Below are 20877 nucleotides of genomic sequence, written 5' to 3' on the forward strand. Positions count from 1 at the left end.
GGTTCTTCGATCCCTTGGCCTTGCGGGACAGCTCCCGCTGAAGGCGCCTGAGCTTCTTCTCGGCCCGGCGCAGGAAGCGCGGGCTGTCGATCTTCTGGCCGTCGGACAGGACGGCGAAGGCGGACAGCCCGAGGTCGATGCCGGCGTCGGTCTCCGCCTCGGGGAGGACGTCCGGCTCGGTGTCGACGACGAAGCTGAGGAGGTACCGACCGGAGCTGTCCTTGGTGACGGTCACGGAAGTCGGGGCGGCCGGAAGCCGGCGCGACCACTTGACCTTGAGGTTGCCGACCTTGGCCGCGTACACCGTGCCGTCGCCTCGGAGGGAGAAGGCGTTGGCGTTGAGGCGGATCGACTGGCGGGTGTCCTTCTTCGGCTTGTAGCGGGGAGGGCCGATCTTGCGGCCCTTCCGCTTGCCCAGAAGCGAGTCGAAGAAGTTCTTGCAGGCAGTGTCGAGGTCCCGCAGGGGCTGTTGCAGGACGACCGCGGAGACGTCGGCGAGCCAGGCGCGTTCCTCGGTGCGCTTGGCCTGGGTGATGCGAAGCCGGGACAGTTCGGCCGACTTCACATAGGGCTGCCCCGCCGCGTGCGCTTGCTTTCGGTCGCGCAGGCAGTCGTTCCACACCACGCGGGCGCACCCGAACGCTCTCGCCAGCGCACGGCGCTGGGAGGCGTCAGGGTAGGCCCGGTAGTTGTAGCGGAGCTGCATGGCCAAGATCTTACTACGATTGGTCTCATGGATGGGCAGAACGACTACAGGCGTGGCAGACACGTGGTTTCGGCGATGCACGTGCACTTGGTCTTCGTGACGAAGTACCGGTGCGGCGTGTTCGACGATGAGATGCTGACGCGCTGCGAAGAGATCATGCGCAAGGTGTGCGAGGACTTCGAAGCGGAGCTGAAGGAGTTCAACGGCGAACGCGATCACGTTCACCTCCTGGTCGACTACCCGCCCAAGGTCGCCGTCTCCAAGCTGGTCAACAGCCTCAAGGGCGTCTCCGCGCGGCGGATACGGCAGGAGTTCACCGGAAGGATCAACCGCGCCCTCATGCACGGACACCTGTGGTCGCCCTCCTACTTCTCCGCGTCGTGCGGCGGTGCGCCGTTGGCGATCGTCCGCCAGTACATCGAGCAGCAGAAACGTCCACTCCAAGGTGCACGTCAGAGCAGTCTTGAGATGCATTCATCCCCGGCGTGAACGCCGGGGCTTTCTGCAAGGAAACCGGTAAGGGCACCGGCGGCAGGCCCGACACGTGCCCTGAACACGTGCCCGCGGCCGCACCCCGCCTGCGCCGACGTAGCCTGAGGGCTCCGACCCGACCTCCGAGGAGCCTCGTGACCATCGCAGAGACCGCCGGCGGCCGGCCGAGCTGGCGACTGTTGCTCGACTATGTGCGGCCACACCGCTGGGCCCTGCTGGCGGGTGCGGCGCTCTCGCTGGTCACCGGCGCCACCGGGCTGCTGCTGCCGCTCGTGGCACGAGGGTTGATCGACGACCTGGGTCACGACCGTGCGATAACCGGGGCGTTGCTCGCGCTGACGGCGCTGGTCGTCGCCAACTCGGCGCTGGGCGCGCTGGGTTCATACGTGCTGCGGCGCACGGCGGAGTCGGTGGTGCTCGGCGCCCGGCGGGCGCTGTCCTCGTATCTGCTGCGGCTGCGGATCACGGCCGTGGACCGCAGCGAGCCCGGCGACCTGATGGCCCGCATCACCTCCGACACGACGCTGCTGCGCGAGGTCACCACCGACTCGCTGGTGGGTATCGGCACCGGCGGTCTGACACTGGTCGCCACGGTCGTCATGATGGGCCTGGTGGATCCCGTGCTGCTGGGGGTCACGCTGGCCGTGATCCTGGGCGCGGGGACCGTCCTCGGGGTGATCGTGCCGCGCATCAACCGGGCGAGCCGGCGCGCGCAGGACGCGGTCGGGGTGATGGGGGCCTCGCTGGAGCGGGTGCTGGGCGCGCTGCGCACGGTGAAGGCTTCGGGCGCCGAGCACCGTGAGGAGGCGACGCTGCACTCGGCGGCAGAGGAGTCCTGGCGGCAGAGCGTGCGCGCCGCCAAGTGGTCGGCGGCCGCGGGCAACACGGCGGGCCTGGCGATGCAGACCGCCTTCATCACCGTCCTCGCGGTGGGCGGGGCGCGGGTCTCGACGGGCGCGATCGAGGTCGGCACGCTGGTGGCGTTCCTCCTGTACGTCTTCTATCTGATGTCGCCGATCCAGCAGGTCGTCGGCGCGATCACCCAGTACCAGACGGGTTCCGCCGCCCTGAGCCGCATCCAGGAGGCCCTGCACCTGCCCGCCGAGCCGGCGTCCCGCCCCGCCCCCCTCCCCTCCCCCAGCGCCGAACCGGCCGCGCTCGCCTTCGCCGACGTCCGCTTCCGGTACGCCGACGACCTGCCGTACGTCCACCACGGGGTGACGTTCGACGTGCCGGCCCGGGGCATGACCGCGTTCGTCGGGCCCTCGGGCGCCGGCAAGACCACGGTGTTCTCGCTGATCGAGCGGTTCTACGACCCCGAGGCCGGCACGATCACCCTCGACGGCCGCGACCTCGGCGACTGGGAGCTGTCCCAGCTGCGCTCCTGCATCGGCTATGTGGAGCAGGACGCCCCCGTGCTGTCGGGCTCGCTGCGCGACAACCTGCTGCTGGGGAACGCGGAGGCCGACGACGACACGGTGCGCCGCGTGCTGAAGACGACCCGTCTCGACGGGCTGGTCGCTCGGCTGCCACAGGGGCTGGACACGCTGGTCGGGCATCGCGGGACGAAGCTGTCCGGCGGCGAGCGGCAGCGCGTGGCCATCGCCCGCGCGCTGCTGCGCCGTCCGCGGCTGCTCCTGCTCGACGAGGCGACGTCCCAGCTGGACGCGGTGAACGAGGCGGCGCTGCGGGACACCGTCGCGGACGTCGCCCGGACGACCACCGTCCTCGTCGTCGCGCACCGGTTGTCGACGGTCACGATGGCCGACCGGATCGTCGTCATGGACGCGGGCCGGGTCCGCGCGGTGGGCACGCACCGAGAGCTGGTGGCGGGCGACCCGCTCTACGCGGAGCTGGCGGCGACCCAGTTCCTCGCGACGGTGGAGTGACCCGGAGGCCCAGACGCGTGTGGGGGCCGTCCGGACGTCCGGACGGCCCCCAGCGGGTGGAGGGGTACGACGCTCAGCCCTGGATGCCGGGCAGCAGCCCGGTGACAGGGGCGACGAGGTCGGTCACCTGGTGCAGCTCGTTCAGCTTGTCGAGCTGGGTCACCTTGTTGAGCTCGCCCAACTGGCGCGAGGCCGGCGGAAGGTCGGCGCGGTGCTCCACGGGAATCTGGTTCGCGGCAAGCGAGTCCGGCGTGGTCATCGGGTTGAACCGGCCGGTGTGCGGGGCTTCGGCCGCGTTCGCCAGGGCCGCTGCGAGGCCCGTGACCCCGGCGGCGAGAGCGGCGATGCGTCGAGTGGAGATCATGCCCTCAGCAACGCCGGGGCGGGCCGCCGGACACGGGTGGGCGGCCGTGCTCACCCGACAGGTGGAGCGGACGGGCTGCGCTTGCCGAGCCCGGCGTGCCGGAGGAGTCTCGAAGGGAGGGCCCGGCGTTCCGTCCTCCCCATCGACCGCGGCCCTTCGAGGAGGTCACCATGGGCACCACGGCAGGCTCCGCATTCAACACCGAGACCCTGCGCAGGGGCGTGGAAGGACAGTCCGCGGCGGCGCTGCTGTCGCTCTACGCCGACGACGCCGAACTGCGCGTCATCGACCACAACACCCAGCCCAGCAGTCCCAAGGTGCTGCACGGCCGGGACGAGATCGCCCTGATGCTCGAGGACGTCTACGGCAGGGACATGACCCACAAGCTGGAGGAGTGCATCGTCCAGGGCGATCGCGCCGCCTACAGCGAGTCCTGCCGGTACGCGGACGGCGTGCGCGTGCTCGCCGAGTCGATGATCACCCTGCGGGACGGCAAGATCGTCGAGCAGACGCTGATCCAGGCATGGGACGAGTAGGAAGAAGGACCACCGGGGTCCGGGTCACCTCCCGGATGACCTGGACCTTCTCGGTCCGGGCAGGGTCGGGCCGGTCGCGTCCGGCTCGCTCTGCGCTGTGGGCGCCGGCGCTCGCAGCAGGGGGACGGGCGTCCGTCGCCCTGCTGCGGACCGCGCTGAGAGCAGCGCGGTCCCGCCCGCGTCCGCCGACGCCGCGTGCCGTGCGCACGCGGCGCGGTCGACGCCGGTGAGCCGCAGGGTCGTCTGCCCTGCGGCTCACAGCGTCAGGTCAGGGTCCACTTCTGGTTGTCGGCGGTACCGCAGGTCCACAGGACGATCGGGGTGCGGTTGGCCGTGCCCGCCCCGTTGGCGTCGAGGCACAGGCCTGCGTTGACGTTGGTGATCGTGCCGTCGCTGTTGACGTTCCACTTCTGGTTGTTCTGGCCGTTGCAGTCCCAGATCACGACCTTGGTGCCGTTGGCGGTGCCCTGGTTGTAGGCGTCCAGGCACTTGTTGCCGTACACCACGAGTTCCTTGCGGGAGGTGTACGTCCAGGCCTGGTTGGAGCCGCCGTTGCAGTCCCAGAGCTCGGCCTGGGTGCCGTTGGCGATGGTGTTGTTGTACATGTCCAGGCAGCGTCCGGACTGCTTGCCGACGACCAGGGTGCCGTTCATGCCGGGCAGTGGTTTGACCGTGATGTCGGCGAGGGTCGGCGCGTTCGTGAACGTGAGGGTGTTGGTCGACCCCTTCGACAGGGCGACCTGGAGGCTGATCGTGCCCTGCGCGGAGCCCGTGGGCGGGAAGGAGACGGTCGTCGCCGTCTGGCCGTTGACCTTGAGGGTCGCGCTGCGGGCGGTGGCGGCGGTGTTGGTGTAGGCGACGTCGACGACCTTCAGGCCGGTGTTCCCGGCGACCACGCCGGAGAAGCTCGACGTGCCGGTGTACGTGCTGCCCGACGCCTCGGCGCCGCCGGTGACGGTGAGCATGACGGAGCCGCCCGCCGGGACGTTCGCTGTGTAGCTCGTGCCGAACGAGCCGACGTCGGCGCGCGCCCACAGGTCACGGACGGTCGCGGAGGCGTTGGTCAGACCCAGGTCGGACCAGCGGGCGGTGATGTTCGCGGCGGCGGAGGTGCGGTTGAGCAGGACGACGGCCCGCTTGCCGGTGCCGGCGAGGACCTTGCCGTACACCTGGAGGCCGCTGCTGTCCTCGGCGACCTTGACGCCCTGGAGGCCGCGGGGGTCCTGGTCGACGGCGACGACCTCGGGGTTCTTGAGGATGTTCGCGGTCTCGGTCGTCATCGTGCTCAGGTCGTTGCCGGCGAGGAGCGGGGCGCCGGAGACGGCCCACAGGTTCATGTGGGTGCGGTTCTGGGCGGCGGTGAAGCCGTTCATGCCGACCATCAGCATGTCCGGGTCGTTGTAGTAGCCGGTGTGCTGGGCGGTGGGGTGCACGTTGCGGTCGAAGTTGGTCAGCAGGTTGGTCATGGACGGCTTGTTGCCGAACAGGATGATGTCGTCGTTGGTGCGCCACATCGCGCCCTGCCCCGGGGCCCAGTTCCAGGGGTTCTGCCGGCCCCAGTTGCACAGCGACAGGGTCATCGGGCGGCCGGTGGCGGCCGTGGCCTTGGCGATGGCGTCGCTGATCGACTGGTACGTCGTCGCCGCGTCGAGGCCTTCGGCGTCACCGCCGCACCAGTCGACCTTCACGAAGTCGAAGCCCCAGGTGGAGAACTGGGTCATGTCCTGCTCGTAGTGGCCCTCGCTGCCGCTGCCCGGGGCGGCGGGGCGGCCGGTCGGGAAGTAGTAGCCGCAGCCGTCCTTGCCCGCGTCGGTGTAGATGCCGGCCTTCAGACCCTTGCTGTGGATGTAGTCGGCGATGGCGCTCATGCCGCCGGGCCACTCGGACTGGTCGACGGTGATGTTGCCCGCGCTGTCGCGAGTGCCCTGCCACCAGCCCTCGTCGATGTTGATGTACTTGTACCCGGCCGCCGGCAGGCCCGCGGCGACGAACGCGTCGACCTGCTGCTTGATGACGTTGTAGTCGATCTTCGCGGCGAAGCTGTTCCAGGAGGCCCAGCCCATCGGGGCGGCGGGCACGGCGATCTGACGCGAGGTCGCGGCCTCGGCGGCGCCGGGCTGGGCGAACAGCAGGGCCGCGGTCGCGGTCAGCAGCAGGGCGAGCACGCGTGCGGCGGCGGATCTGCAGGCGGATCTGCAGCGCCGGACGAGGCTGGGGCGGGGTGGGGGAAGCATGCGGCGGCTCCGGAATTCGAACTTCGAAATATCGAACAAGGGTCGGCGAACCGAACGTATTGCGCGCCGAAAGTAGAGCCGCCCGAGAGGGAAGTCAACGGCTGCGACAGAAGTGATGTGACCGGTCACGAAAGACGGCTGCCACAGACGAAGTGGCGGCTTTCGTGGGGTCGTTCACCCACGACCGGGCTCAGCGCCGCCATACTGTCCGTCGTGCGAGTGGCGATCATGACGGCGGGATCCCGGGGCGACGTGGCCCCCTTCACCGGGCTGGGGCACGGCCTCGTGCGGGCGGGACACGAGGTCACCCTGGTCACACACGCCCGGTTCGCGCCTCTGGTGGCGGGCTCGGGGGTGGGCTTTCACGCGCTGCCGGTCGATCCGCGGGCCGAGCTGGAGTCCGAGCGGGGCCGGGGTCTGCACCGCAGCACCACCGGCCCGGGCAAGTTGCTGCGCGTGGCCCGGATGGCGCGGGCACTGGTCGGGCAGATGACCGACGACATCCTGACCGCCGCCCGCACGAGCGACGTGCTGCTGCTCTCCGCCTCGGTGGCGCCCCTGGGACACACCATCGCCGAGGGCCTGTCCCTGCCGAGCCTCGGTCTCTACCTCCAACCCGTGGCCCCCACACGGGAGTTCGCGCCGCCGATGCTGGGCGGCGGCTCCTGGGGCGCGGTCGGCAACCGGCTCGCCGGGCACGGTGTCGGGGTGGCCGTCGAGCAGATCTTCGCCCCCGTCCTGCCGACGGTGCGGGCCCGGCTGGGGCTGCCCGCCGCACGCCGTCCCGGCACCGGGCTGCGGGCGCGGCAACGGCCCGGCTGGCCGGTCCTGCACGGCTTCAGCCCGCTGGTGGTGCCCCGGCCCCGGGACTGGCGCACCGAGCTCGACGTCACCGGCTACTGGTGGCCGTACGACCGGGAGAGCCGGCTCCCGCCTGCACTGCGGGAGTTCCTCGACGCCGGGGCGCCGCCGGTCTTCGTCGGACTGGGCAGTGCGACCGTGCCCGACCCACGGCGGCTGAGCGGCGAGATCGTGCGGGCGCTGCGGCGGGCGGGCCTGCGCGGGGTGATCCAGCGCGGCTGGGCGGGCCTCGCGGCCGACGGCGACGACATGCTGACGGTCGACGATGTGCCGCACGCGCTGCTCTTCCCGGAGACGGCCGCGGTGGTCCACCACTGCGGTGCGGGCACCACGGCGGCCGGCGTACGGGCCGGGGTGCCCGCCGTGCCGGTGCCGATCCAGTTCGACGAGACCTTCTGGGCCGACCGCCTGGTCGCCCTCGGGGTGGCCCCGACCTCGCTGCCACTGCGCCGACTGACCGCCGACGCCCTCACCGCAGCGCTCGTGCGGGCCACCCGCGAGCCCGAGTACCGCGAGCGCGCGCGGAAGCTGGGGGGACGGGTGCGCGGGGAGGACGGCGTGGGGCGGGTGGTGGAGGCGGTGGCCCGCCTGTCGTCCGACCGCCCCGGCCCCATCGGCCAGGGCGGATCCTAGGCCGTCGTGAGCCAGGCGGGACTTTGCGGACGGGACTTAAAGATCAAGCCAGGGCTCCTCGGGCGTCCACCCCGGTGGGCGCAGTATCCCCAGCAGTTGGCGGACCAGTTCGTCGACGACCTCGTCCAGGGTCGCGTCCACCCACCCCGCGCTCCAGTCGTGGAGGAGGCCGTTGACGCTGCCGATGAAGGCCGTCGCCGCGAGCCGGTAGTCGCGGGGGGCCGCCTCGCCGCGGGCGGCGGCCGCGGTCGCCTCGGCGCAGATGAGGTCGACCCAGCTGGCGCGGCGGGCCAGGCGCTGTTCCTCCAGTCGGGGGCTGACGCCGACGATCTCGACGAAGGTGATCCGGATGCGGCACGGGTCCGCCGTGACGTTGGCCGCGTAGGCGCGGAAGATCGCCGTGACACGGTCGACGAGCGGCTGGCCCTCCGCGACGGCGAAGGCGGTTATGACCGCCTCCTCGGCCCAGGCGTTGACCTGGAGGTGCAGCGCCGCCAGGACGTCCTCCAGGGTGCGGAACTCCTCGTAGAACTGACGGGTCGACAGACCGGCCGCCTCGCTGAGCGAGGCGACCGTGGTGCCGCGGTAGCCGGGCGCGCCCCCGAACAACTGCAGTGCCGCGTCCAGAAACCTCCCGCGCCGCTCGGCCTGCCGCTGCTCGGCGGTCTTGCCGCCGTATCTGCCGGTCGGCGCTCTGAGCCTGCCCGTCACTGACCCTCCCTCGTCGCTCCGTGCTCCCCCGCCGCCAATTTTGTCGTGTACGGACTCTTGTGGCGAAGGGCACCCCTTCCTTACTTTCCAGTAAGTCAACTTTGAACGCACCCGTGTTCAGATTCGGTCGGGGCGCTTTGCCCTGCCTTGTCCTTTCCGCCACCCCCAGAGGAGAGAGCAGCCATGCCTGCCTTCAGAACCAGGCACCTTTGCTCCGTAGCCGCCGCCCTCGTCCTGACCGTCACCGCTCCCGCGACCGCCGCCACCGCCACGGCTGCCTCCGACGCCTCGACCGCCGCCGCCCTGCGCGAGGTGCTCTTCGTCGGCAACAACTGGGAAGGCACCGCGGACGTCATCAAGTCCAGCGGGGACTTCGCCAAGGTCGGCCGGATCAACGTGATCCCCGACAAGGCCGCCCGGATGGCGGAGATCAACGCCGACCCGATCAAGTGGATCTACTTCCAGGCCATCCGCAACGGCGTCGGCGAGGGCCACGACCAGTTCGTCGACGACATGTACACCACGCCCGACGGCGCCTCGGTAGTCGTCTCCCGACCGAGTTTCGCCGACGTCGTCTCCATCGACCTGGCCACCGGGAAGATCAACTGGCGTTTCGCCGTGTCCGGTTACCGCTCGGACCACATGGCCGTCTCACCGGACGGCAAGCGGGTCGCGGTCTCCGCGTCGATCTCGAACACCGTGCACGTCCTGGACATCGTCACCGGCAAGCAGGTCGGCTCGTTCAAGACCGGCGACAAGCCGCACGAGAACATCTTCACCAAGGACGGCAAGTACATCTACAACATGTCGATCGGCGACGTGAACACCTCGATGGACGCGCCGTGGCAGGACTTCACCAAGGGCGACCGGCGCATCACCGTCGTCGACGCGAACACCTACCAGCAGGTCAAGATCATCGACATGCGGCAGCGGCTGGACGCCATCGGCCTCAAGGACTACTCGGACGCGGTGCGCCCGGCGGTCTTCTCACCGGACGAGTCCAAGCTGTACTTCCAGGTCTCGTTCTTCAACGGCTTCTTCGAGTACGACCTCGCCACGGACAAGATCACCCGGACGAAGACCCTGCCGAAGAACCCGGCGACCAGCGACGACCGCACCACGTTCGTCAACGACTCACGCCACCACGGCCTGTCGATGAGCCCCGACGGCAGCAAGCTGTGCGTCGCGGGCACGATGGACGACTACGCGACGGTCGTCAACCGCACCACCCTCCAGGAGGGCCCGCTGGTCACCGCCTCGAAGCCCTACTGGGCCACGGTCAGCGGCGACGGCAAGGACTGCGTGATCTCCGAGAGCGGCGCCGACCAGGTCACCGCGATCGACTTCGCCACCGGGCAGAAGGTCGTGTCGGTGCCGGTGGGCGACCACCCGCAGCGCGTCCGGCTGGGCCACGTCGCCGCCGACTGGACGGGCACCGGCAGCTGACGCTCCCTCAACCAGCCTGCCGCTCCACCGCCTTGAGCACCGCGCCCGCTCCGTCCTCCGTCGCCAGACGCTTCGCGGCGGCCTGGGCGGAGCGGGCGTATGCGGGGTCGCGGACGGCTCGGTCGAGGGCGTCGGCGAGCAGTTCGGCGGTGAGGGACCGGAACGGCAGGGGTGCGGTGGCGGCGCCGAGCACCGCCAGCCGCCGCGCCCAGAACGGCTGGTCCGCCGTCACCGGCACCGGTACCGCGGGCGCCCCGGCGCGCAGTCCTGCCGCCGCGGTGCCCGCTCCGGCGTGGTGGACCACCGCGGCCGTCCGGGGGAACAGCAGCGCGTGGGGCACGTCCCCGACGGTCAGGACGTCGTCGCCGGCGGCGGTCAGCCCGGCGCTGCCGGTCTGCAGGATGCCGCGCAGACCGGCGGCGCGCAGGGCCCGTACGGCGATCTCGCTCAGCCGCTCCCCGTGACCGGCGGCCATGCTGCCGAAGCCGACGAACACGGGCGGCGGACCTGCCGTGAGGAAGTCCTCCACCTCGGGTGGCAGCCGCTCGGCCGGATCGACGTACGGCCACCAGGTTCCGGCCACCTCCAGGCCCGGGCGCCAGTCGCGGGGGCGCGGCACGAGGGCGGTGCTGAAGCCGTGCAGCACCGGCCAGTCGGCCCGGTCCTGACGGCGGCGGGTCGCGGCGGGCGTCAGCGCGGGCAGCTCCAGGCGGTGGCGCAGTGCGGTGACGGCCTGGGTGTAGAGGCGGTCGGCCATGCGCAGGGCGAAGCGGCCGGCGGCGCGGTTGGCGGGGCGGCCCAGGGAGCGGGCGCCGGTGACGACCGGCGGGAAGTCGCCGGTGGGGGCGGTGGGCTGGAGGTAGACGCCCAGGCCGGCCACGCCGGTCGCCTCGGTGAGGTGCCAGCCGAGCGGGGCGGTGGTGGTGGACAGCAGCAGCAGCTCCGGACCGCTCTCGGTCACGACGTCGGCGAAGCCCTGCCCCAGCTCGGTGACGAACGCGGCGGCGGTGCGCATGAGCGCGCGCCGGCCGTCCGCCTCCCCCTCCGGACGGCCTGGCAGGCCCCGGAACTCCAGCCCGGCCGCGCGTACCAGCGGCGCGTGGGACTCGGTGGCGGCGAGGGTGACATCGTGTCCGGCGCCGCTCAGGTGCGCGCCCAGGCCGGTGTACGGGGCGATGTCGCCGCGGGATCCGGCGGCGGCGATCAGGATTCTCAAGGGTTCTCCTCGGCAGCGGTGCGGGCCGCGTTGGCATGGACGGCCTTGCACAGGTAGGCGGCGAGGCCGGGCCGTTGCTGCGGCGGGGGCACGACGAGGGCGAAGGCGCGCGGGTCGGCGGCGAAGTCGTCGGCGACGCGCCGGTGCATGGCGGGCGGGCAGTCGGTGAACCACCGGGCGACATGGCGGCGGTGTTCCTCGGCCAGGTCCATGGCCCGCTCACCGTCGGCCGGCTCCTGCGCGTCGAAGGCGTCGAGCAGTTCGGCGCGCCAGTCGGCGGCCTCGGCCATCAGCCTGCGCCAGTCCTCCTTGGTGTGGGCGGCGGCCCGGGCCATCGCCGCGCGCTGCCCCGCCGAGTCGGCCCACTTCAGCCGGGCCTCGGTGGCGTAGCTGAGGTCGAAGGCGATGTCCCCGAAGACCTCGAACCGTTCCTCGGGCGTGAGCCGCACCCCGGTCTGCTGGACCTCGATCGCCCGCTCGGCGACCTCCGCCAGCCGCTGCAGCCGGGCGATCTCCTCCTCCAGCTTGCGCTGCCGGGCCCGTAGCCGCTCCAGGGCGTTCGCGTGCGGGTCGGCGAGGATGGCGGCGATCTCGTCGAGGGAGAAGCCGAGTTCGCGGTAGAAGAGGATCTGCTGGAGCCGGGCCAGATCGGCGTCGTCGTAGAGCCGGTATCCGGCCCGGCTGCGACCGCCGGGCTTCAGCAGTCCCGTCCGGTCGTAGTGATGCAGCGTGCGCACCGTCACTCCGGCGAAGGCCGCGACCTGTCTCACGGAGTACGTCATCCACCTGCCCTTGCGTCGAGGTCAAGCCTCAACCCTGACGCAGGGGAAGGGTCAAGCGGCGGGCGGCTACCCCACCTTCTGCGCCACCCACGCCGACAGTTCCGTGCGGGCGGCGGCCAGCAGGGTCGCGGAGGGGGCGGTGGCGCCGTTGGTGACCAGGGCGTAGTGCACGGCGCCCGAGTCGGGGGCGCTGAGCAGCAGGCGTCGGCTGCCGGCGCCGCCCGGCTCCGCGGCCGCGGCGATCTTCGTGGTCGCCGTGTACGCGGGCGGCCCGTACACCGTGCCCAGGTCGGAGACGACGGTGGTGGTCGCGGTCGGGAAGGAGGCGGGCAGGTGCATTTCGGTGGGGGCCGTGCCGCCGTTCGAGCGCCACACCAGCAGCCCGTACTGGCCGGAGCCGACGAGCTGTGCCGTGTTGGGCAGGGTGCTGGGGACCGGGTTCCAGGTGAGGGTGGTGGAGCCGTCGCGGGAGCGGTCCTCGTAGGTGAAGGCGACGGTGGCGCCGGAGGTGGCGCTCGGGTAGATCCGGTCGAGGAGACGGGCGTCCTGACGGAGGGTCGCCGTGCCGCTGCCGTCGAGGCGTACGGCGGAGAGGTCCTCGTCGTTCCAGGCGTCGCCGGAGGTCTGCACCTTGTCGGCGTTGCCGTTCATCAGCTCGTGGTGACGGCCGTTGTAGATGTCCCACTGCCACTGCGAGCCGGACAGGACCGGACCGGAGACGGCCGGGGTGCTCCACCAGTTGGCGCCCTTCACCCGGGAGTCGAGGGCCTGGTACATCGCCTTCAGGACGGTCGGAGCCTTGCCGGCGGTCGAGCCGTTCAGCGGGTGCCCGAACTCGCTGACGATCGCCGTCGTGCCGAGCGCCGAGGCGCGGTCACGGACGTTGCCGAAGTCGGTCACGTACTGGCCGTTCTCCGCGTTGCCCCACATCAGGATCCCGGAGATGGCCTTCTGGTCGTAGAAGTGGGTGTTGAAGACGTAGCGGGAGCCGAGCGTGCCCGCGTCGAGGAGGCCGCCCTCCTCCTTGCTGACGTTGCCGTTCCAGAAGAGGTTCGGCTCGACGAAGGCGGGCTTGTCGGTCCAGCCGGCCGCGTCCATCCGGGCCCGGAACTTCACGTAGAACGGCCACAGCACGTCGCGTTCCCAGGTGCGGCTGTTCTGGCCGGAGTCGTAGCTGCCGGCGTAGGGCTCGTTGTAGGGGTCGAAGCCCAGGACGCCGGTGAACTCCTCGGCGGTGAGGTTCGCCTTGACGTACGCCATGGTCTTCTGGGCGGTGGCCAGGAAGTAGTCCTGGAGGCCGTGGTCGTTGTGCCAGAAGTCGTACTGGGCGGCCTTCACCGCGCCGTTCTGGGTGATGTTCTGCCCCCACGTGAAGCAGATCCCGCAGGACTCGCTGGGGTAGCCGCCGAGTGCCACCGCCCATGCGGGGGCGCCGTCGCCGGTGTACCAGCTGCCCGAGTTGAACAGGTGGCGGGAGTACAGGTCCTGGTGGAAGTCGGGGTACACCCGGATGCCGGCGTCGAGGAAAGCCCGCATCTGCTCGGTGGCGGCGGCGAGGTAGGCGGTGTCGACCTGGCCCTTCACCGGTTCGGCGTAGGCCCAGGAGAGCAGGAAGCGGACGGAGTTGCCGCCGCCGAGGGCGCGCAGGGCCGTCGCCGACTTCTTGGCGTCGGCGACGGAGGCGAAGGGCAGGCCCTTGTTCTCCGCGAGTTTGGTCTCGCCGGAGACGTTGTAGCCGCGCAGCACGACCTCGCGGCCGTTGCCGTCGACGAAGCGGCCGCCCGACACGGTGAGCGCCGTGCCGTCGAAGGAGAGGGAGTCGGGGAGCGTGGCGGCGGCGGTGGCGGTCGGAGAGCCCGCCACCGTCAGGAAGCCACAGAGTCCGCAAAGGACTACCAGAACAGCGAGCAGACGAGCCCGGACATTCGGCATGTCCACTACAGTCCGGTGATTTCCGGACACCGTCAATACCTTCTGACCCTCCAGTAAGTTCATTCCCCGTCAGCTCAGTTGGACACCCGGCTCGTCACGTTCAACAGATACTCCTTGCGGTTGAGCGGGTTGTGGTCCGTGCGCGGCCGCTGGGGCGGGGCGCCGTGGGCGACGGGCGCGTAGTGGTCGAAGCCGCTCTCCCACTCGCCCTCACCCCGCGTCAGCCCCGGAATCCGCTGTTCGAGGCCGTGCACCCGCGCGGCCGGCACCACCCCTTCCAGCACGCACCGCGCGCCCCTGGTGTCCGTCGTGCGCGGTACGGCACGCAGCGCGGCGAGCACGGGCAGCAGCGCGCCCAGGGTGTCCGCCGGGGCCTCGACGCGGAAGCGGTGCATCGGCTCGTACACCTGCGTCCCCGCCCGGCGCAGTGCCTCGGTCAGGACCAGCGGGGTCAGGCCGCGGAAGTCGTGCCCGGTGCTGGACATGCTCTTGTCGAAGCCCTGGTGGGCATGGCTCTGGCGGGGCCAGTAGCCGGAGTGGGTCATGGTGACGGCGCAGTCGGTGACCTGCCAGCCGTGCAGTCCCTGGCCGAGGGTCTCGCGGACGGTGTCCTCGACCGCCTTGAAGAACGCGTACGGCATCGCGCCCAGCTCCACCTCCAGGCCGAAGGTCACGCCGCAGCCGGGCGGGGCCGGCTCGACGCGCAGACCGACGGTGGCGAGGAACGGGTTCGCGTCCTTCTTGATGAACTCGGCCGCCGCCCCGGCGCCGGCCGGGCGCTCGACGCACAGCGGTGTCGTCTCGCGGAACGTGACGTGGAGGCCGTACTCGTCGTCAAGGGTCGCCTGTACGACCTCCTTCTGCACCTCCCCGTACAGCGACACGGACGTCTCCTGGCGGACCTCGTCGTGCCGCAGGCCGATCAGCGGGTCCTGTTCGGCCAGCCGGGTGAGGGCGACGTGCAGGGAACGCCGGTCGGTCCCGGGACCGGGCACCACGACCGTCTCCAGGGTCGGCGGTGCGAAGAAGTGGCCGTGTTCCCTGCGGGGTGCGCCGAGGCTGTCGCCGACGCGGACGTCGGCGAGCCCCCACAGCCGGGCGATCCGGCCCGCGGACACCGCCTCCTGCCGTACGTCCGTGCCCTGGTCGAAGACGCTGATCGCGGTGACCTTGGCCGCGCCGGCTCCGTACGGGACCTCGTCGCGGGTGCGCAGGGCGCCGGAGAACAGGCGGGCGTAGGCGATCTTCTCGCCCGCCGGGCCCCGCTCCACCTTGAACACCGTGCCGGAGAGCGGCCCTTCGGGATCGCCGTCGGCGGCGGGCAGCAACTCCCGGATCCCGGCGATCAGTTCGGGCACCCCGGCACCGGTCGCGGCGGAGCCGAAGTGGACCGGGTGGACGAGGACGTCGCGGGTCTGGGCGAGCAGGGCGGCGCGCACGCGCTCCAGTGTGACGGCGGCGTCGACGTACGCCGACAGGAGGTCGTCGTCGTGCTCGGTGAGGACGTCGAGCTCGCGCACCGGCCCGGGGCGGAAGGCGGCCTCGGGCGTGCCCAGTCCCGTGACGGCGCCCATCGGGACGACCGGCGCGGACAGCCGCTCGGTCAGTTCCCGCAGGACGCCCTCGTCGCGTGCGCCGCGCCGGTCGATCTTGTTGACGAAGACGAGGGTGGGGATGCGCAGCCGGCGCAGGGTCCGCATCAGGATCCTGGTCTGCGCCTGGACGCCCTCCACGGCCGAGACGACGAGCACGGCCCCGTCGAGCACCCCGAGGACCCGCTCCACCTCGGCGATGAAGTCCGGGTGACCGGGGGTGTCGATCAGGTTGACGGTGACGTCGTCGACCCGGAACGAGACGACGGCCGACTTGATGGTGATCCCACGCCGGCGCTCCAGCGCGAGGGTGTCGGTGCGGGTGCTGCCCGCATCGACGCTGCCGAGCTCGTCGATGACGCCGACCGAATGCAGCAGCCTCTCGGTGAGGCTGGTCTTACCGGCGTCGACATGGGCGAGGATCCCGAGGTTGAGCAAGCGCACGACGTGTCATGTCCTTTGAAATGGGGGTCATTCCTTCCTGGGGGGACATGAACGAAGTTCGCATCTCTGCTCCTGTTTCCTGCGGTGGATCTTCCGGGGCGGTACCCGCGCAGTGCAGCAGAACGGCGGGCGGAGCGGCAACGGATTAACGTTCAAACATGCACGAGATTCTCCCGGCGCTGAACGGGTGGTACGCCTCCGGTGTGCCGTTCGGGCTCGCCACCGTGGTCGCCGTCAGCCGCAGCGCGCCGCGCGATCCGGGCGCGGCGATGGCGGTGGGGCCGGGCGACGAGGTCGTGGGCAGTGTGTCCGGGGGCTGTGTGGAGGGCGCGGTGTTCGAGCTGGCTCAGCAGGTCGTGGCCGATGGGAGCGCCCGGCTGGAGACCTTCGGGTACAGCGCCGAGGACGCGTTCGCCGTCGGGCTGACCTGCGGCGGCGAGATCACCGTGCTCGTGCGTCCCGTGACGCCCGCCCTCGACCCGTCGTTCGGGGCGGTCGCGGCCTCGGTCGCCGCGGGCGAGCCGGTGACGGTGGCCACGGTCACCGACGGCCCGGCCCCCCGCGGGGCAGCCCTCGCGGTCTGGCCGGAGCGGACCTCCGGCACGCTGGGCTCGCAGGGCCTGGACGCGGCGGTCACGGCCGACGCACGCGGTGAGCTCGCCCTCGGCGTCACCGGCGTCCGGCACTACGGGCCGCGCGGCCAGCGGCGGGAGGACGCCGTCTCGGTGTTTCTGCACTCCTTCGCGCCGCCGCCGCGCATGCTGGTGTTCGGCGCGATCGACTACGCGGCCGCCGTCGCCCGGATCGGCGACTTCCTCGGCTACCGGGTCACGGTGTGCGACGCCCGCCCGGTCTTCGCCACCCCGAAGCGGTTCTGGCCGGGCGTGGAGGTGGTCGTGGACTGGCCGCACCGGTATCTGCGCGGCACGGACACCGACGGACGCACGGTGATCTGCGTGCTGACCCACGACCCGAAGTTCGACGTGCCGCTGCTGGAGGTGGCGTTGCGCCGGCCGGCCGCCTACATCGGGGCGATGGGCAGCCGCCGCACCCATGACCAGCGCCGCGCGCGACTCGTCGAGGCCGGGCTCACCGACCGCGAGCTGTCCCGGCTGCGCTCACCGGTCGGACTGGACCTGGGGGCCCGTACGCCCGAGGAGGTCGCCGTGTCGGTGGCCGCCGAGATCGTCGCGCTGCGCTGGGGCGGCAGCGGTGCTCCGCTGACGGCGACGGCCGGGGCGATCCACGGTGCGCCGGGAGGTCAGGCCCCGTCCGCCCGGTAGTCCGCGATGATCTGCTCCAGGTGGTGCAGGGCCGCGGTGACGCGGGCCGGGTGGTCGCGGAAGAACGGGTCGTCGGGGACCGGCAGCGACCCGGCGAGGGCCCAGCCCCGGGCGCGTGCCCAGGTGGCGTCGTCGGCGCCGACCGCCTCGCGGAACACCGGGCGGGCCTCGGCGGGCAGGAACTTCCACGCGGGCTGCAGGTCCACCGCCGGGTCGGCCACGGCGAGCGTGCCGAAGTCGATGACCGCGCCGAGCCGCCCGTCGCGCAGCAGCAGGTTGCCCGCGTCGAGGTCGCCGTGGACCCACACCGGCGGTTTGTGCCAGGCGGGCGCGGCGAGCGCCGCCTCCCACACCTGCGTGAGCGCGCCGGCGTCGGCCAGACGGGCCTTCTTGAGCGCCTCGATCTTCGGTCGCACCCGTGCCTCGTGGGCAATCGAGTCGCGGTCGTCGCCCAGCGGCACGCCCCGGAAGGCGTTGCTCTGCTGCGGGCCGGGTCCGCCGGTGGGGTCGGCGTCCTGGAGGGCGCTGAGGAAGCCGGCCAGGTCGAGGGCGGTGCGCACCGGGTCGGCCAGCGCCTCGGGAGTGGCCGTCTCCCCGTCCAGCCAGCGGTACACCGACCACGGGTGGGGGTAGCCCTCGCCGGGGGCGCCCTGGGCGACCGGCTCCGGCACGGGCAGCGGCAGGAGCGGCGCGAGGCGGGGCAGCCAGCGCTGCTCCCGGGTGACCTGCCCGGTCCAGTGCGCGTAGCGCGGGAGCCGTACGGACAGCTCGTCGCCGAGCCGGAAGGTGGCGTTGTCCATGCCGGACTTCGGGACGGGGGTGACGGGAAGGTGGGCCCAGTGCGGGAACTGCGCGGTGAGCAGACGGCGTACGAGCGTGGTGTCGATCAGCACGCCCTCCATGACAGCGGCACACGACGGCGGCGTCCACCGAATTCGGCGTCCGTCGGATGCGGTGGGCAAGGGAGGTGTGAGGCGCGCGCAAAGGGGTACGCGCCCACAACGGACAGGCATGCATGTCCTCTGTCCTTCGTCTCGCGAAGGAAGGAGGTCCGTTGAAGAAACGCACACTCGCAAGTCCCGGGCCGCCTCCGGCCGCATCTGCCGGGGCGGCCCGGCTCTGCGTGCGCGTCCTGAGCCGCGACGTCGCGTTCAGCGCGGCGGGAGCCGGTGCAGGACGATGTCCGTGAGCCGGCCGTCGGCCGCGACGGCCGTCAGGTACGTGCAGTGCGGTTGACGACGGCGGTCCGTCGGGGAGCCCGGGTTGAGCAGACGCGGTCCGCCGGGGGCGGTGGTGTCCCAGGGGATGTGGCTGTGGCCGAAGACCAGGACGTCCAGGTCGGGGAAGCGGGCTGCGCAGCGGGCCTCCCGGCCCTGGGCGGGGCCCGTCTCGTGGACGACGCCGAACCGCAGCCCGCCCAGTTCGGCGTACGCCACCTCGGGCAGCCGGGCGCGCAGGCCGGGCCCGTCGTTGTTGCCGTACACGCCGACGAGTCGCCGGCTGCGGCTCTCCAGCAGGTCCAGGGTGGCCGTGTCGATCCAGTCCCCGGCGTGGATCACCACGTCCGCGTGCGGGAGCTCGTCGAGCAGGGGGGCGGGGAGCGCCTTGGCGCGCTGGGGGAGGTGGGTGTCGGACATCAGGAGAAGGCGCACGCCGTCAGCCTACAAAGGCGATCAGAGGGCAAAGGCGACCAGAGGACGAAATAAGCAACTCGGGCGAATCAGGATAGGTGGGGCGTCGGCGGCGGAGTTAGCATCGGGCCACACGCACCCGCCGTCCCGCGCACGGCAAGCGATCCAGCAAGGGGGCCAGGAGCCCGATGCCGGTCAAGGTCAGCGTCATCGTCCCCGTCTACAACCCCGGTCCCGCCATCGAGACGTGCATCGCCTCGCTGTTGAGGCAGTCGCTCCCGCCGGACGCGTACGAGGTGATCTTCGTCGACGACGGCTCCACCGACGCCACCCCGGCCCGCCTCGACGCGCTGGCCGCCGAGGACCCCCGGGTCCGTGTCGTCCACCAGGAGAACTCCGGCTGGGCGGGCAAGCCGCGCAACGTCGGCATCGACGCTTCCCGGGGCGAGTACGTGATGTTCGTCGACGACGACGACCACCTCGGCGACGAGGCCCTGGAGCGGATGTACGCCTACGGCGTCGCCCACGACGCGGACGTGGTCGTGGGCAAGATGGCCGGCAAGGGGCGCGCGGTGCCGGTGGAGCTGTTCCGCACGAACCGCGGGCACGCCCGTGTCGAGGACACCCCGCTCATCGACAGCCTCACCCCGCACAAGATGGTCCGCCGGGCCTTCCTGGACCGCACGGGCCTGCGCTTCCCCGAGGGCCGGCGGCGGCTGGAGGACCACGTCTTCGTCACCGAGGCCTATCTGCGCGCCGGCAACGTCTCGGTGCTGAGCGACTACGTCTGCTACTACCACGTGCGGCGGGACGACGCCTCGAACCTGAGCCTGCAGCGGTTCGACCCGGCGGGGTACTTCAAGAACCTGCGGGAGGCCCTCGACGTCGTCGAGCGGTACACCGAACCGGGCCCGCTGCGCGACGGGCTGTTCCGGCGCTGGCTGCGCGTGGAGATGGTCGAGCGGCTGCGCGGACGACGCTTCCTGGACCTGCCCGAGGACTACCGCAAGGACCTGTTCGAGGAGATCCACGCGATCGTCGTCGAGCGGTTCGGGCCGGGCGTGGCGGCGCCGCTGCAGCCGACCCAGCGGGTCGTCGCCGCACTGGCCGCCGAAGGGCGCTACGACGACGTCGTCGCGTTCGCCGAGTGGGAGGCGGGCGTCGGGCTCGCCGTCGACCCGGAGAGCGTCGCCTGGCACGACGGCGTGCTGCGGATCGACTTCGCCGCCGAGCTCACCCACGACGGCGGACCGATGACGTTCCCGTCGGCCGGAGGCTCACCGCAGTGGCCGCCGCGGGACGTCGCCGAGGCGGTGCGGTGGCTGGGCACGGACACCCTGGGCCGCTTCGACCGGGCCGTGCCCGACCTGCTGCTGCGGGAGCGGGCCAGTGCCGCGCAGTACTTCCAGCCGGTGCAGGTGGTCCGGGAGACGGTTCCGGCCGCCGGGGACGGCAGTCGGGTGCGGCTCGTGCTGCGGGCGACGGCCACCGTGGATCCCGCCACCGCGGTGAGCGGCGGCCCGCCCGGCGAGGGCCTGTGGGACGCGTGGGTGCGCATGGGCCTCGGCGGCTGGACCAAGGAGCTGCGGCTGGGCCCGGCGCCCCGTCACGGCCGTCCCACGCCGCCCGCCGGGGTCGTCGCGGGCCGGGTGGTGCTGCCGTACTGGACCGACCGGCACGCGAGCCTCGCACTGGACGTCGGTCATGCGAGCGCGCGGCTGGGCCTCGGCCGGGTCGCCGCCGAGGACGTCACCCTCGCCGGGGACCGCCTCCGGGTGGTGCTGCCCCTCTACGTGCCCGAGGCCGTCGACGTGCTGCTGCGGCTGACGGGGGTGAAGCGCGGCGGCTCCCGGGAGGTCTTCGGGACGCTGTCGCCGGGCGGGCGGCTGGAGGTCGCCCTGCCGGGCGGCGACCCGGTGGGCCGGACCTGGCTGACGACGGTGTGCCTCACCCCGCAGGAGGACGGAGCGCGCTTCCACCCGCTGCCCTTCGCCCTGCACGTCGCCTCGGACGGTCTCCTCGTGGTGCCGTCGCCCCAGCCCGGCGGGGCGCGGCGCCTGGCCCGCAGGGTGCGACGCGCGCTGTACCGGGCGCTCGGAAGGATCACCGCGCGCGGGAGATGACG

The 20877-nt window shown here is 72.0% G+C and carries 17 protein-coding genes; 7 read left to right on the forward strand and 10 right to left on the reverse strand.

What is annotated here, in order from left to right:
• Positions 1 to 706: RNA-guided endonuclease InsQ/TnpB family protein (locus ACIBAF_RS13755; protein ID WP_399463382.1), on the reverse strand; the 706-nt coding region annotated here is incomplete at its 3' end.
• A gap of 27 nt (positions 707 to 733) precedes the next feature.
• On the opposite strand from ACIBAF_RS13755, the gene tnpA reads away from it, so the two are divergent.
• Together tnpA and ACIBAF_RS13765 are read left to right on the forward strand one after the other, a co-directional pair.
• Positions 734 to 1195, forward strand: coding sequence for an IS200/IS605 family transposase (gene tnpA / locus ACIBAF_RS13760; RefSeq protein WP_399463383.1), 462 nt, complete (start codon positions 734 to 736; stop codon positions 1193 to 1195).
• 137 nt (positions 1196 to 1332) lie between these two features.
• On the forward strand, positions 1333 to 3087 hold the full coding sequence (locus ACIBAF_RS13765; protein WP_399463384.1) for an ABC transporter ATP-binding protein: 1755 nt from the start codon (positions 1333 to 1335) through the stop codon (positions 3085 to 3087).
• A gap of 73 nt (positions 3088 to 3160) precedes the next feature.
• Here ACIBAF_RS13765 and ACIBAF_RS13770 read toward each other — a convergent pair whose 3' ends face one another.
• Positions 3161 to 3451, reverse strand: a complete 291-nt coding sequence (locus ACIBAF_RS13770) for a hypothetical protein (RefSeq protein ID WP_399463385.1) — start codon at positions 3449 to 3451, stop codon at positions 3161 to 3163.
• A gap of 170 nt (positions 3452 to 3621) precedes the next feature.
• Here ACIBAF_RS13770 and ACIBAF_RS13775 point away from each other — a divergent pair, with 170 nt between their 5' ends.
• The gene (locus ACIBAF_RS13775) at positions 3622 to 3987 is read left to right on the forward strand and encodes a nuclear transport factor 2 family protein (RefSeq protein WP_399463387.1); all 366 of its coding nucleotides are present in this window, start codon (positions 3622 to 3624) and stop codon (positions 3985 to 3987) included.
• Between the two features lie 263 nt (positions 3988 to 4250).
• Here ACIBAF_RS13775 and ACIBAF_RS13780 read toward each other — a convergent pair whose 3' ends face one another.
• The gene (locus ACIBAF_RS13780) at positions 4251 to 6221 is read right to left on the reverse strand and encodes an RICIN domain-containing protein (protein WP_399463388.1); all 1971 of its coding nucleotides are present in this window, start codon (positions 6219 to 6221) and stop codon (positions 4251 to 4253) included.
• A 228-nt stretch (positions 6222 to 6449) separates the two neighbouring features.
• Between ACIBAF_RS13780 and ACIBAF_RS13785 the strand changes: the two genes are divergently transcribed.
• A complete protein-coding gene (locus ACIBAF_RS13785) occupies positions 6450 to 7715 on the forward strand; it encodes a glycosyltransferase (RefSeq protein ID WP_399463597.1) in 1266 nt (421 codons plus the stop codon).
• A gap of 36 nt (positions 7716 to 7751) precedes the next feature.
• Here ACIBAF_RS13785 and ACIBAF_RS13790 read toward each other — a convergent pair whose 3' ends face one another.
• The gene (locus ACIBAF_RS13790; protein WP_399463390.1) at positions 7752 to 8426 is read right to left on the reverse strand and encodes a TetR/AcrR family transcriptional regulator; all 675 of its coding nucleotides are present in this window, start codon (positions 8424 to 8426) and stop codon (positions 7752 to 7754) included.
• Between the two features lie 183 nt (positions 8427 to 8609).
• On the opposite strand from ACIBAF_RS13790, the gene ACIBAF_RS13795 reads away from it, so the two are divergent.
• The gene (locus ACIBAF_RS13795) at positions 8610 to 9872 is read left to right on the forward strand and encodes a YncE family protein (RefSeq protein ID WP_399463391.1); all 1263 of its coding nucleotides are present in this window, start codon (positions 8610 to 8612) and stop codon (positions 9870 to 9872) included.
• Positions 9873 to 9879: 7 nt separating this feature from the next.
• Here ACIBAF_RS13795 and ACIBAF_RS13800 read toward each other — a convergent pair whose 3' ends face one another.
• The 4 genes from ACIBAF_RS13800 to ACIBAF_RS13815 all read right to left on the reverse strand — a co-directional run bounded on the left by ACIBAF_RS13800 (position 9880) and on the right by ACIBAF_RS13815 (position 15838).
• A complete protein-coding gene (locus ACIBAF_RS13800; protein WP_399463392.1) occupies positions 9880 to 11088 on the reverse strand; it encodes a glycosyltransferase in 1209 nt (402 codons plus the stop codon).
• Positions 11085 to 11870, reverse strand: a complete 786-nt coding sequence (locus tag ACIBAF_RS13805) for a MerR family transcriptional regulator (RefSeq protein ID WP_399463393.1) — start codon at positions 11868 to 11870, stop codon at positions 11085 to 11087. The genes ACIBAF_RS13800 and ACIBAF_RS13805 overlap by 4 nt, the downstream gene beginning before the upstream one ends.
• A 66-nt stretch (positions 11871 to 11936) precedes the next feature.
• Positions 11937 to 13802 carry an endoglycosylceramidase gene (locus ACIBAF_RS13810; protein WP_399463394.1) on the reverse strand — a complete coding sequence of 622 codons (1866 nt, stop codon included), beginning with the start codon at positions 13800 to 13802 and terminating at the stop codon, positions 11937 to 11939.
• A gap of 74 nt (positions 13803 to 13876) precedes the next feature.
• Positions 13877 to 15838: a GTP-binding protein gene (locus ACIBAF_RS13815; RefSeq protein ID WP_399463395.1), complete on the reverse strand. Its 1962-nt coding sequence runs from the start codon at positions 15836 to 15838 to the stop codon at positions 13877 to 13879.
• Between the two features lie 158 nt (positions 15839 to 15996).
• On the opposite strand from ACIBAF_RS13815, the gene ACIBAF_RS13820 reads away from it, so the two are divergent.
• Entirely contained in the window at positions 15997 to 17121 is a 1125-nt protein-coding gene (locus ACIBAF_RS13820) for an XdhC family protein (RefSeq protein ID WP_399463396.1), read from the forward strand.
• On the opposite strand, the gene ACIBAF_RS13825 is transcribed toward ACIBAF_RS13820, so the two are convergent.
• Both ACIBAF_RS13825 and ACIBAF_RS13830 read right to left on the reverse strand, forming a co-directional pair.
• Complete coding sequence (locus ACIBAF_RS13825) at positions 17100 to 18023, reverse strand: aminoglycoside phosphotransferase family protein (protein ID WP_399463397.1); 924 nt, start codon at positions 18021 to 18023, stop codon at positions 17100 to 17102. The two genes, ACIBAF_RS13820 and ACIBAF_RS13825, sit on opposite strands and share 22 nt — an antisense overlap.
• A gap of 249 nt (positions 18024 to 18272) precedes the next feature.
• Positions 18273 to 18773 carry a metallophosphoesterase family protein gene (locus ACIBAF_RS13830; protein ID WP_399463398.1) on the reverse strand — a complete coding sequence of 167 codons (501 nt, stop codon included), beginning with the start codon at positions 18771 to 18773 and terminating at the stop codon, positions 18273 to 18275.
• 167 nt (positions 18774 to 18940) lie between these two features.
• On the opposite strand from ACIBAF_RS13830, the gene ACIBAF_RS13835 reads away from it, so the two are divergent.
• Positions 18941 to 20875, forward strand: a complete 1935-nt coding sequence (locus ACIBAF_RS13835; RefSeq protein ID WP_399463399.1) for a glycosyltransferase family 2 protein — start codon at positions 18941 to 18943, stop codon at positions 20873 to 20875.
• The last annotated feature ends 2 nt before the right edge of the window (positions 20876 to 20877 follow it).

The organism is Streptomyces sp. NPDC051677 (assembly GCF_044453465.1).
Classification (GTDB): domain Bacteria; phylum Actinomycetota; class Actinomycetes; order Streptomycetales; family Streptomycetaceae; genus Streptomyces.

What these genes read in the sequence shown, in the direction of transcription:
- tnpA (WP_399463383.1), top strand. Translation starts at nt 734, where the DNA reads ATGGATGGGCAGAACGACTACAGGCGTGGCAGACACGTGGTTTCGGCG.
- ACIBAF_RS13770 (WP_399463385.1), bottom strand. Translation starts at nt 3,451, where the DNA reads ATGATCTCCACTCGACGCATCGCCGCTCTCGCCGCCGGGGTCACGGGC.
- ACIBAF_RS13775 (WP_399463387.1), top strand. Translation starts at nt 3,622, where the DNA reads ATGGGCACCACGGCAGGCTCCGCATTCAACACCGAGACCCTGCGCAGG.
- ACIBAF_RS13780 (WP_399463388.1), bottom strand. Translation starts at nt 6,221, where the DNA reads ATGCTTCCCCCACCCCGCCCCAGCCTCGTCCGGCGCTGCAGATCCGCC.
- ACIBAF_RS13785 (WP_399463597.1), top strand. Translation starts at nt 6,450, where the DNA reads ATGACGGCGGGATCCCGGGGCGACGTGGCCCCCTTCACCGGGCTGGGG.
- ACIBAF_RS13795 (WP_399463391.1), top strand. Translation starts at nt 8,610, where the DNA reads ATGCCTGCCTTCAGAACCAGGCACCTTTGCTCCGTAGCCGCCGCCCTC.
- ACIBAF_RS13805 (WP_399463393.1), bottom strand. Translation starts at nt 11,870, where the DNA reads ATGACGTACTCCGTGAGACAGGTCGCGGCCTTCGCCGGAGTGACGGTG.
- ACIBAF_RS13810 (WP_399463394.1), bottom strand. Translation starts at nt 13,802, where the DNA reads ATGCCGAATGTCCGGGCTCGTCTGCTCGCTGTTCTGGTAGTCCTTTGC.
- ACIBAF_RS13820 (WP_399463396.1), top strand. Translation starts at nt 15,997, where the DNA reads ATGCACGAGATTCTCCCGGCGCTGAACGGGTGGTACGCCTCCGGTGTG.
- ACIBAF_RS13825 (WP_399463397.1), bottom strand. Translation starts at nt 18,023, where the DNA reads ATGGAGGGCGTGCTGATCGACACCACGCTCGTACGCCGTCTGCTCACC.
- ACIBAF_RS13835 (WP_399463399.1), top strand. Translation starts at nt 18,941, where the DNA reads ATGCCGGTCAAGGTCAGCGTCATCGTCCCCGTCTACAACCCCGGTCCC.